Source organism: Metaclostridioides mangenotii (assembly GCF_017873185.1).
Taxonomy (GTDB): Bacteria; Bacillota; Clostridia; order Peptostreptococcales; family Peptostreptococcaceae; genus Metaclostridioides; species Metaclostridioides mangenotii.
This window is the reverse complement of sequence record NZ_JAGGJX010000001.1, coordinates 1,110,507-1,122,390: the sequence shown is the minus strand read 5'-3', so window position 1 is coordinate 1,122,390 and position 11,884 is coordinate 1,110,507. Positions and strand designations below refer to the sequence as shown.

Here is an 11,884-nt window from a genome sequence, read left to right as displayed (position 1 = left end):
AATATTTTGTGGTTAAATAAATTAGAAAAGTAGAGATTGTAAATAAATATAGAGATTTTATGTACAAGTTAAGAGGAGGATAAAATGGCACTTAGAAGAATTGCACAAATTGGAGAAGAGGTACTTAGAAAAAAATCGAGAAAAGTAGAAAAAATAGATGATAGAATACTACAGTTATTAGATGATATGGCGGAAACAATGTATGAAGCAGAAGGTGTAGGACTTGCAGCACCTCAAGTTGGAATTCTAAAGAGAGTAATAGTGATAGATATAGGAGAAGGTTTGATTGAACTTATAAATCCTGAAATAGTTGAGTCTTCTGGTGAGCAAATAGACCCTGAAGGTTGTCTAAGTGTTGATGGAGAATCAGCAGACGTAAAAAGACCAATGTACGTTAAAGTAAGAGGTCTTAATAGAGAAGGTGTGGAGGTAGAATACGAAGCTGAGGAATTTTTAGCTAGAGCATTCTGCCATGAGACTGACCACTTAGAAGGTGTACTTTTTGTAGATAAGATAGAAGAGTAAAAAGTTGTTTTAGTTGTTATGGCTATACGTTTAACAAATAAAAGCAGTGACTTTAACAAGTTAAAGGGGGGCGAATAATGGCACTTAGAAGAATTGCACAAATTGGAGAAGCAGTACTTAGAAAGAAATCAAAAAAAGTAGAAAAAATAGATGATAGAATAATACAGTTACTAGATGATATGGCAGAAACAATGTATGGAGCTGAATGTGGTGGCGGACTTGCTGCACCTCAAGTTGGAATACTTAAAAGAATGATAGTAATAGATTTAGGAGAAGGATTAATCGAACTTATAAATCCTGAGATAATAGAGTCTTCAGGCGAACAGATAGGACCAGAAGCTTGTTTAAGTGTGCCGGGAAGATCAGAAGAAGTAAAAAGACCGATGTATGTTAAGGTTAGAGGGCTGAATAGAGAAGGTGTAGAGATTGAATACGAAGCTGAAGGATTTCTAGCTAGAGCATTTTGCCATGAGACAGATCATTTAGATGGCGTATTATATGTAGATAAAATAGAGAAGTAATAGGAGCTGATATTTATGAAGATTGTTTTTATGGGAACACCAGAAATAGCAGTCCCATGTTTAGAAAAAATTATAGATGAAAAACACGAAATTTTAGGTGTTGTAACTCAGCCAGATAAACCAAAGGGTAGAGGGAAAAAACTTGCAATGTCGCCTGTAAAGGAGCTTGCAGTTAAGCATGATATAGATGTTTATCAACCAAAGAGAGCTAGGGAAGAAGAATTTATCAATGAGATAAAAAATCTCTCTCCAGATTTAATAATAGTTGTAGCTTTCGGTCAGATACTTCCAAAAGAGATACTGGAAATACCAAGATACGGTTGCGTAAATGTACACGTTTCACTGCTTCCTAAGTACAGAGGTGCTGCGCCTATTAACTGGGTGATAATAAATGGCGAAGAAAAGACAGGAGTATCAACAATGTATATGGATGAAGGCTTGGACACTGGTGATATTATACTGCAGAATGAGATAGATTTGAACAACGAAATTACGGCTGGAGAGCTACACGATAAGATAATGTATATCGGGGCTGATTTACTTAAAGACACAGTTGAAATGATAGCTAAAGGTACTGCTCCTAGAACAGTCCAAATTGATGAGGAGTCGTGTTATGCACCGATAATGAATAAAAGTCTTGGTAAAATAGATTTTTCTAAATCAGCTAAAGAAATTCATAACTTAGTTAGAGGTGTAAATCCTTGGCCTAGCTCTTATACAACTTATGAAGATAATACAATGAAGGTTTGGAAGACTAAAGTAACAGATAAAGACAGCGGGGACAAACCAGGAACTATTGTCGAAGTGGATAAAGAAGGTATAGGAGTCTGTACAAAAGATAAAGTTATACTTTTAGAAGAGATTCAGATGCCAAACAAAAAAAGAGTATTGGTAAGTGAATATATAAAAGGTAACACAATAAAAACTGGGGTAGTGTTAAACTAGGTGAGAATATGACTGAGATAAAGAAGTACTCAGCGAGTATATGTATTTTGATTTTAGTGCTTGGAGTTTTAGTAGGAGTGGTAGATTTATTTGTGACTAGCTATAACGATATGTTTTCAAAGTTAATTATAGGTTTATTTGTAGTAGTTGTGACGATTATTATTTTTTCAACATATGTAACGTATTTGATTGTAAACGAAAAAAAAGTAAATTCAACTATTATGAGATTTAACTTTAAGATAGTAAATATACTGTTTCCTATTGTTACATATATATCCTCAGTACTTAAGATATCAAAAGATGATATGAGAAGGGTATATATTAAGCTAAACAATGAATATATATACAGTGGTAAATATAATTTTGAACCAGAGGATATAATAATACTTATACCTCACTGTGTTCAAAATAACTTATGTAAATTAAAAATAACTAATGATATAGATAACTGCAATAAATGTGGTCTTTGCAGTGTAAAAGATTTAGTTGCTCTTAAATTTAAACATAATGTAAAAGTATTTGTAGCTACAGGTGGAACTTTGGCTAGAAAGATAATTATAGATAATAGGCCAAAAGCAGTCATAGCAGTAGCTTGTGAAAGAGACCTTACATCAGGAGTTCAGGATGTAAATAAAATACCAGTGTTAGGAGTTTTTAATAAAAGGCCAAACGGACCTTGCTTTAACACTGGTGTAGATATAGAGGATGTGGAAGAGGCAATTGATTTTTTGAGGGGAAACATTGGTTTTAAGCACTGTGAATATTAATTTTCAAATAATTAGGAGAGTGTTATATAAATGTATTACGGATACTGGGGATTTGACCCAACTATGATTATATTAATACCAGCTTTATTGTTCACTATGTATGCTCAGTTTAAAGTTAGTTCAACTACTAATAAATACTTAAAAGTACGCGCTTACAGTGGATATACAGGAGAGCAGGTGGCTAAAAGAATACTTAGTGTAAATGGATTAAATGATGTTAGAGTAGAGCCTATAGGAGGCCATCTGAGCGATCACTACGATCCTAGAAAGAAAACTGTAAGATTATCTAAAGATGTGTACTCAGGAACATCGATAACTTCGATTTCAGTTGCAGCCCATGAGTGTGGGCACGCTATACAACACGCTCACGGATATGTACCGCTAAACATAAGAAGTTCGCTAGTTCCAGTTGTAAACTTTGCATCAAACGCTTCGTGGATACTTATTATACTAGGATTTATAATGAGTGGTCCATTTTTGAAATTTGGGATACTTTTATTCTCACTTACAGTTTTATTCCAAATAGTTACACTTCCAGTTGAATTTAACGCTTCTAGTAGAGCAGTAACTCAGCTTGCTAGTCTAGGGATAGTCGATGAAGGTGAAAAAAGACAAAGTAGAAAAGTTCTTACTGCGGCAGCACTTACTTACGTTGCAGCTGCTCTGACAGCAGCACTTCAACTACTTAGATTAGTTTTGATAGCTCAAAGAAGAAACGATTAATAAGAAAATAAACAATAATTTTAGGCTGAAAATATCGATTTACTTCCAACGAGTAGATAAACTCGTAATGTCAGTTATGAGATATTTTTAGCCTAATTTACTTTTACTAGCTTGAGGAGAGAAAAATTATGAACGCAAGAGAGTTTGCATTTAAAGTGATATGTGATATAGAGACGAACAAAAACTATTCAAATATCTCAATTAATAAGCATTTCAAAAATATCGAAATTAAAAATGCAGAACGTGGTTTTGCAACAGAACTAATCTACGGTGTAGTAGAAAATAAATACTACATAGACTATATAATCAATAAGCTTTCAAAGATAAAAGTAAAGAAAATGTCTACATTTGTTAAGACTATACTTAGAATGGGAACGTATCAAATATTGTTTTTAGATAGTATCTCTGACTACGCAGCTGTGGATGAGTCTGTAAAGCTTGCTAAAAAATACGATAAGAGATCATCTGGGTTTGTAAATGCGATCCTGAGAAATGAAATAAGAAACAAAGAAACTATTAAAAATATTGATGAAAAAGATGAAGTGAAGGCTCTTTCGATAAAATATTCGTATAATCCATGGATGGTTCAAAACTGGATAGAAAAATTCGGCTTAGATTTTACTAAAGATTTATTGGAAGAAAACAGTAAAAAGCCAAATCTTTATATACGTGTAAACACTACAAAAACTACTAGAGATGAACTTATAGAAAAGTTAACTAAAATGGGAGTTGAGTGTAGTAAGATAAGCTTTATAGAAGAGGCAGTAGAAGTTAAAAACTTAAAAAATATCGAAAATAACGAATTATTTAATCAGGGATTATTTACAATTCAAGATATAAGTTCTATGATAGTAGGGAAAACTATTAATCCAAAAGAAAACTCTTTAGTTTTGGATGTATGTAGTGCGCCTGGTGGAAAGACTACGCATGTTGCTACAATTATGAATAATACAGGAAAAGTTGTTGCTAGAGATATTTTTAATCACAAGTTGAAGCTTATTAAATCTTCTGTAACTAGACTTGGACTAAACAACGTAGATGTGGAAGAATACGATGCACTAAAGTTCGATGAAAAAAGTGTAGATAAGTTTGACTATGTACTTACAGATGTGCCTTGTTCAGGGCTTGGAATAGTTAAAAGAAAGCCCGAGATAAAGTTCAAAGAAAAAGAAGATCTAAAAGAATTACCTGCAATTCAGAGGAAAATTCTCGATAATGCCTCAAAATATGTAAAGATAGGTGGCACACTTGTGTACAGTACATGTACGATTCAAGACGAAGAAAATATAAATGTTGTCAAAGCATTTTTAAAAGATAATGAAGGATTTAAATTAGATCCTATAGATTCAGTAGAAATAGATTTAGAAGAACAAAACAGCGGAGTGCTGAAGATTTATCCTAATGTGCACGCTATGGATGGATTCTTTATAGCAAAATTAGTGAGAGTTAGGTAGTGATATAGTGGAAGATAAAAAAGTAGCGATGAAAAATTTTACCGAGGATGAGATAAAGGAATACATGAAGGAAATCGGAGAAAAAGCATTTAGAGGAAGTCAGATTTTTTCATGGATATATAAAGGTGCAGAAAATTTTGATGATATGAAAAATATTCCCAAATCTTTAAGAGAAAAATTAGAGCAAAACGCTTATATAGGAACTTTAGAACAGGAATTAAAACTAGAGTCTAAGATAGATGGAACAAAAAAATATTTGTTTTTATTGGCGGACGGAAATATAATAGAAACAGTGATGATGGACTATGGAGATAGAACGACAGTATGTGTCACTAATCAGGTAGGATGCAGAATGGGATGTAACTTCTGTGCATCTACAATCGATGGTCTAGTCAGAAATCTGGAGCCGTGGGAAATTTTAGATCAGATTATGCAGGTTCAAAAAGACACTGGTAAGAGAGTATCAAATGTAGTAATGATGGGAAGTGGAGAGCCGCTAGATAATTTTGAAAACTCTAAAAAATTCCTGGAAATTGTTAACGAAGAGAATGGCTTAAACTTAGGATACAGGCATATAACACTATCGACTTGTGGTATTGTACCTAAGATTTACGAGCTTGCAGATTTAGAAATACCGATAAATCTTGCAATATCTCTCCATTCGCCATATGATAGTATTAGAAAAGAGATAATGCCTGTTGCAAAATCTTACACTATCGATGAAATAATAAAGGCTTGTCGTTATTATATAAAAAAGACAAATAGAAGAATCACTTTTGAGTACTCTTTGATAAAAGGTGTAAATGACTCTGAAAAAGAAGCAGATGCACTTGCTAAGCTACTTAAAGGTATGTTATGTCATGTAAATCTTATTCCTATAAATAAAGTCGATGAAAGGGAATACGAAAAGCCTGATAAAGTATATATTTACAAATTTAGAGACAATCTTGAAAAACACAATATACCTGCCACAGTTAGAATATCAAGAGGTTCTGATATAAGTGGAGCTTGTGGTCAGTTGAGGAGAAAATATAAGTGATAACAAGGAGGAAATCGTATGGATTATAGTTGTGCCTCCCATATAGGAAAAATAAGAAAGAACAATGAAGATTACTGTGAGGGAGAAATTATAGAAACAGAATTTGGGCCTATGGGCATATTTGCAATAGCTGATGGTATGGGTGGCCATAACAAAGGCGAAGTTGCGAGTAAATTGGCAGTTTCCAACATAATTAAATTTCTAAAAGAAAATCTATTGCAGAGGGAAAGTATTAAAATTGACTATATCGATGACGTTCTAAAACAAGCTTATAACAATGTAAATACGATAATACACAATAAATCTAAAGAAGCTTTGGAATTTGATGGTATGGGTACAACACTAGTAACTGCAATAATCTACAACAACAACATCTATGTTGCAAACGTAGGCGATAGTAGGTGCTATTTGTTACACGACAGAAAATTTGATAAAATAACAATAGACCATTCTGTAGTTGAAGAACTTATAATGGCAAAAGTTATTACAGAAGAAGAAGCAAAGACTCATCCTCAAAGAAACCATATAACTCGTGCTGTAGGCACAGACGATATGGTTGTTGTAGATATATTTAAAAAGAAGCTGAGAGAAGGAGATTTTATTCTCATGGCTACAGATGGGCTTATTGGATTTGTAAATGATAATGAAATAAGACAAACAATAATTGAATTTAAAGAAGAAGATATAGATGAAATAAGCGCTAAATTGATAAATATGGCAAATGATGTTTCTGGTAAAGATAATGTTTCTGTTATCTTAATAAGAGTATAATTAGGACGGTGATAATGTGGGAGAAACAATTTTAGGAAATAGATATGAGATCATCAGAAAGATTGGCGATGGGGGTATGGCCTTTGTTTACGAGGCTAAAGACAAGTTGCTAAATAGAACCGTAGCTCTAAAGGTCCTTAGACCAGAGTTTGTTGATGACGAGGAATTTTTAACAAAATTTAAGAGAGAAGCTGAAGCGGTAGCTAGTTTATCTCACCCAAATATAGTTAATGTGTACGATGTAGGCGAAGATGGCAAAGTTCACTATATAGTAATGGAGTTTGTAGATGGTCAAAACTTAAAGGAGATTATACAAAACGAGGGAACTTTAGATGAATACACTGCTTTAGATATAACCAAGCAGATTGCATTAGCTCTTGGTGCTGCCCATAAAAAGGGTATAATACATAGAGATATAAAGCCTCACAACATACTTATCTCAAATGAAGGTAGAGTAGTTAAGGTAGCTGACTTTGGTATTGCGAAAGCTGTATCGAATACCACTGTAACTAATATAGGAAGTGTTATAGGATCTGTTCACTATTTTTCACCAGAACAAGCTAAAGGTAAGTTTGTGACTAATAGTGCAGATTTATACTCATTAGGTATAGTTATATATGAAATGTTATTAGGAAAAGTTCCTTTTAGAGGTGACAGCCCTATTTCAATAGCGCTTCAACATATTAACGATGATATCGAGTTTACATCTGATGAAAAAGTTAGTATACCACAGAGCGTTAGAACTTTAATAAAAAAATTAACTGAGAAATCTGCTTCAGATAGATATCAAACTGCTGAAGAATTAATTGAAGATATTGATTACATTGAAAAAAATATAGATCTAGATTTTATCAAAGAGTACAATGACTTTGAAACTAAAAAGATAGATCCTAAAAAATTAAACTTAGAAAACCAGTCGGTATCAGAAAAGTTAAATCCAATGTCAATTCCAGATATGGAAGAAGACGATAGTTACTTTGAAGATGAGTACGAAGATGAAGATGAGTACGAGGATGATGACGATGACGACTATGAAGAAGAAAAGAGAAGATCAAAAAGGCGAGAGAGAAGAAAGAAGAAGAAAAAGAAAGATAGTCCAAAGACTAAAAAGAGATTAAGAATTGCAGCTGTAATACTTATAATTATATTAATGGCTCAATTCGCATTTGCATATAAAATGTTTATAAAACCAGCACTTGGAGGGGACTCTGTTGCTCCAAATCTTGTAAATATGACATTAGACGAAGCTAGGACAGAGTTAGATAAAATGGGAGTAAGCATTAAAGTAAAAAGCAGTGAATACAGTGAAGATGTAGAAGAGGACTGTATAATTTCACAGACACCTCCAGCAGGTACAAAGTTGGATAAAGGAGATGTAGTAGCTGTAGTATTAAGTAAAGGAGCAGATAGTATATCGGCTCCAGATGTTGTAGGGCTTACGCTGAGCGATGCAAAAGAGGCTCTTAAGGATGCAAATCTGAAACTGGGAACGGTCAAATACGAATACAGTACAAATGAAAAAGAAGGAACTGTACTAAGTCAAAGTCCAAGAGCGGGATCTACAAACGTAAAAGAGGGAGATAGAATAAACCTTGTTGTAAGTAAAAAATCAGATGAATCTGAAGTTATAGATCCAAATGAAAACAAAAATGATGATAATAATACTACTCAACCGCCAGATCAAGGCACAGGTAATGAATCAGGAACCGGAACAAATCCAGGAACTGGAACAAATCCAGGAACTGGAGGTGAAACAAATCCAGGAACTGGAACAAATCCAGGAACTGGAACAAACCCAGGAACTGGAACAAATCCAGGAACTGGAACTGGAAATGGATCAGAAACAGGCTCAGGAAATGGATCAGAATCAGGTGGTTCTGGGTCGGGCTCAGGAAATGGATCAGGTGGATCTGGAGGATCTGGCAGTACAGATACTGAGTAATAGGGAAGCCACATAATTTATCGATTGTTGAATTTAATAAAAATACAATGTATTTTTATAGGGCTGTCTCAAAATTTTGAGACAGCCCTGATTTTATGTAATAAAAATATATTTAAATATAAATAAATTTTTGAGGTGAGATTGATGATACAAAAGAAAACCGTTTTAATTACAGGGTCATCTAGGGGCATTGGAAGCAATATGGCAGAAAAGTTTGCTAGGGAAGGCTATAATGTTTTAATAAATTACAATAAGTCTAAGGATAAGGCTAAGGAACTACAGACTAGATTAGAAGGCGAAGGTCTTTCTGTTAAAACATTTAAGGCTGATGTAAGCAAGAGAGATGAAGTTGAGTCTATGTTTGAGTACTGTTTAAAAGAGTTTGGAGATTTAGATGTTCTTGTAAATAATGCGGGTGTAGCTAAGGGAATGCTATTTACTGATATTTCTGATGAGGACTGGGACAACCTTATGAATGTAAACTTAAAAGGAGTGTTCCATTGCGCACAAACTGCTCTTAGACATATGATTTCTGAAAAAAAGGGTAAAATAATAAATATATCTTCTATATGGGGAATAACTGGTGGATCTTGTGAAGTACACTATTCTACATCAAAGGCGGGAATAATAGGTCTTACAAAGGCACTTGCAAAAGAAGTTGGACCTTCTAATATACAGGTAAATTGTATAGCTCCCGGCGCTATAGTTACGGATATGTTAGAGCAAATAGATGGAGATGACCTTGAGTTATTTAGACAGGAGACTCCTTTGATGAAACTTGGAAAACCTGAAGATATATCTAATTGTGCACTGTTTTTAGCATCAGATAAGGCTGATTTCTTTACAGGACAAGTAATAAGTCCAAATGGTGGAATTGTTATTTAGGTAAAAATATATTAAAATTATAGATAAGATAGAGAAAAGTATTATTTTGGTAAATAATACTTTATATAAAAACGAAACTATAAAAAGAGGAGGTATTTAATGTTAAAGGGACAAATTGTGAAAGGAATAAGTAGTTTTTATTACGTAGATACAGAAAATGGACTTTACGAATGCAAAGCTAGGGGAATACTTAGAAAAGATAAAATCACACCACTAGTTGGCGATAGAGTAAAGATAAATATACTAGATGAAGTGGAGAAAAAAGGAATAGTGGAAGAGATTGAGGACAGAGATTCTGAACTTATAAGACCTCCTATAGCAAACGTAGATAAGGCACTAATTGTATTTGCAATAAAAAACCCAAACTTAAATTTATCCCTTTTAGATAGATTTTTGGTTCTTTCTGAGAGAGAAGGATTGGAAACTGTAATTGTATTTACAAAGATAGATTTGGATTCAGAAAAATCTTTAAAAAGTATTAAAAATGTTTATGAAAGATGTGGATACAATGTAATACCTGTAAGCAATGTGGACAATTTAAATGTAGATAAAGTAAAAGATGAGTTGAAGGATAGTATAACTGTTTTTGCTGGCCCATCTGGAGTTGGTAAGTCGAGTTTGCTAAATGAAATAGATGAAGATTTTAAACTTCAAACAGGAGAAGTAAGCAATAAGATAAAAAGAGGAAAGCATACTACAAGACATGCTGAGCTATTTAAACTTGAATTCGGCGGAATGGTTGCAGATACGCCGGGATTTAGTTCTCTTTCTGTAGACGATATAGAGGAAGATGAATTAAAAGATTACTTTATTGAGTTTGGAGATTACGGAAATTGTAAATTTGGAAATAAATGTATACACGAAAATGAACCGAAATGTGGAGTAAAAGAAGCTGTAGAGAATGGAGATATATCTAAAGAAAGATACGACAGCTATTTGCAGCTTTTAGGTGAAATTAGAGAATTCAACAGTAGGAGGTATTAATATGATGAAGTTAGCACCGTCGATATTATCGGCTGATTTCGCAAGATTACTTGAGGATGTAAAAAAGGTTGAAACTGCAGGTTGTGAGTACTTACACATAGATGTAATGGATGGTCATTTTGTACCAAATATAACTTTGGGACCAGCAATAGTAAAGAGTTTAAGAAAAGATGTAGATATGGTATTTGACGCACACCTTATGATCGAAAATCCAGATATGTATATAAAGGATTTTGTGGATGCAGGATGCGATATTATAACAGTTCATCAAGAGACTTGTGTACATCTTCACAGAACGATACAAAATATAAAATCTTATGGAATCAAGGCAGGAGTATCGTTGAATCCAGCTACACCAGTGGAGAGCATCAAACATGTACTAGAAGATGTAGATATGGTTCTTTTAATGTCTGTTAACCCTGGATTCGGAGGTCAATCATTTATACCGTGTGTACTGGATAAAATTAAAGAAGTAAAGAGAATAATCGATGAAAAAGGTCTTAATGCAGATATAGAAGTTGACGGTGGAGTTAAAAGTTCAAATATTGGAGATGTAGTAGCTGCTGGTGCAAATATAATAGTTGCGGGATCAGCAATATTTAACAGTGACAGTATTGAAGGCGCTGTTATATCATTGAGAGAAAATGCTGCAAAAAGTCAGGCGAAACAAGTATGAAAATAGGTATAATACTTAACGGAGAAATAGATGATTATAAAAATATCAAAAAAATTATGTTGGATGAAAAATACAATTGTATTATTTGCTCTGATGGTGGGGCTAATCACGCTTATGAAATGGATATAAATCCAGACTATATACTTGGAGATTTGGATTCAATCGACCCAGATAGAATTGATTATTATAAAGAGGCAGGAGTATCATTTAAGAAGTTTCCAGCTAAGAAGGATGAAACAGACACGGAGTTATGTATTTACTTAGCCAAGACCCTTGGAGCGGATCAAGTAGATTTTTATGGTGCTCTTGGAGGACGAATAGATCATACATTAGCAAATGTTAAGTTGCTATACTATACAAAAGAAGAGGAAATTTATTCTAGAATTTTATCGACTAAGGAAGACGTATACTTAATAGAAGATAGTGAGATGGTATTACATGGGAACAAAGGCGATACAATCTCTGTAGTAGCTGCTAAGGGCGATGCTGAGGGCGTTACACTACTAGACTTGGAATATCCCCTTGATAGGTATTATATGAAGTACTCAAAGCCTATTGGGATATCAAATGTTATGTTAAAGGATACCTGTAGAATTAAGGTTGAAAAAGGATGCTTATTGGTAATTAGAAATAAATAGTTTTAAAAATTTTA

Annotated in this window: 13 protein-coding genes; all 13 read left to right on the top strand. The window is 33.5% G+C overall.

The window, feature by feature from the left end:
• The first annotated feature begins 84 nt into the window (after window positions 1-84).
• Complete coding sequence (gene def, locus J2Z43_RS05480; RefSeq protein WP_209456201.1) at window positions 85-525, top strand: peptide deformylase; 441 nt, start codon at window positions 85-87, stop codon at window positions 523-525.
• A gap of 77 nt (window positions 526-602) precedes the next feature.
• The gene (gene def / locus J2Z43_RS05475; protein ID WP_209456200.1) at window positions 603-1,046 is read left to right on the top strand and encodes a peptide deformylase; all 444 of its coding nucleotides are present in this window, start codon (window positions 603-605) and stop codon (window positions 1,044-1,046) included.
• Between the two features lie 15 nt (window positions 1,047-1,061).
• Window positions 1,062-1,991: a methionyl-tRNA formyltransferase gene (gene fmt, locus J2Z43_RS05470; RefSeq protein ID WP_209456199.1), complete on the top strand. Its 930-nt coding sequence runs from the start codon at window positions 1,062-1,064 to the stop codon at window positions 1,989-1,991.
• A gap of 8 nt (window positions 1,992-1,999) precedes the next feature.
• Window positions 2,000-2,758 carry a DUF116 domain-containing protein gene (locus tag J2Z43_RS05465; protein WP_209456198.1) on the top strand — a complete coding sequence of 253 codons (759 nt, stop codon included), beginning with the start codon at window positions 2,000-2,002 and terminating at the stop codon, window positions 2,756-2,758.
• Window positions 2,759-2,788: 30 nt separating this feature from the next.
• Window positions 2,789-3,481, top strand: coding sequence for a zinc metallopeptidase (locus J2Z43_RS05460; RefSeq protein WP_209456197.1), 693 nt, complete (start codon window positions 2,789-2,791; stop codon window positions 3,479-3,481).
• Window positions 3,482-3,609: 128 nt separating this feature from the next.
• On the top strand, window positions 3,610-4,935 hold the full coding sequence (gene rsmB / locus J2Z43_RS05455) for a 16S rRNA (cytosine(967)-C(5))-methyltransferase RsmB (RefSeq protein WP_209456196.1): 1,326 nt from the start codon (window positions 3,610-3,612) through the stop codon (window positions 4,933-4,935).
• Window positions 4,936-4,942: 7 nt separating this feature from the next.
• On the top strand, window positions 4,943-5,974 hold the full coding sequence (gene rlmN / locus J2Z43_RS05450; RefSeq protein WP_209456195.1) for a 23S rRNA (adenine(2503)-C(2))-methyltransferase RlmN: 1,032 nt from the start codon (window positions 4,943-4,945) through the stop codon (window positions 5,972-5,974).
• 18 nt (window positions 5,975-5,992) lie between these two features.
• Window positions 5,993-6,745, top strand: coding sequence for a Stp1/IreP family PP2C-type Ser/Thr phosphatase (locus J2Z43_RS05445; RefSeq protein ID WP_209456194.1), 753 nt, complete (start codon window positions 5,993-5,995; stop codon window positions 6,743-6,745).
• Between the two features lie 16 nt (window positions 6,746-6,761).
• Window positions 6,762-8,687, top strand: a complete 1,926-nt coding sequence (pknB, locus tag J2Z43_RS05440) for a Stk1 family PASTA domain-containing Ser/Thr kinase (protein ID WP_209456193.1) — start codon at window positions 6,762-6,764, stop codon at window positions 8,685-8,687.
• 147 nt (window positions 8,688-8,834) lie between these two features.
• A complete protein-coding gene (gene ymfI, locus J2Z43_RS05435; protein WP_209456386.1) occupies window positions 8,835-9,572 on the top strand; it encodes an elongation factor P 5-aminopentanone reductase in 738 nt (245 codons plus the stop codon).
• A gap of 99 nt (window positions 9,573-9,671) precedes the next feature.
• The gene (gene rsgA, locus J2Z43_RS05430; RefSeq protein WP_209456192.1) at window positions 9,672-10,556 is read left to right on the top strand and encodes a ribosome small subunit-dependent GTPase A; all 885 of its coding nucleotides are present in this window, start codon (window positions 9,672-9,674) and stop codon (window positions 10,554-10,556) included.
• 1 nt (window position 10,557) lies between these two features.
• Entirely contained in the window at window positions 10,558-11,232 is a 675-nt protein-coding gene (gene rpe, locus J2Z43_RS05425; RefSeq protein WP_209456191.1) for a ribulose-phosphate 3-epimerase, read from the top strand.
• Window positions 11,229-11,870 carry a thiamine diphosphokinase gene (locus J2Z43_RS05420; protein WP_209456190.1) on the top strand — a complete coding sequence of 214 codons (642 nt, stop codon included), beginning with the start codon at window positions 11,229-11,231 and terminating at the stop codon, window positions 11,868-11,870. Before rpe ends, J2Z43_RS05420 begins: the two co-directional genes overlap by 4 nt.
• The last annotated feature ends 14 nt before the right edge of the window (window positions 11,871-11,884 follow it).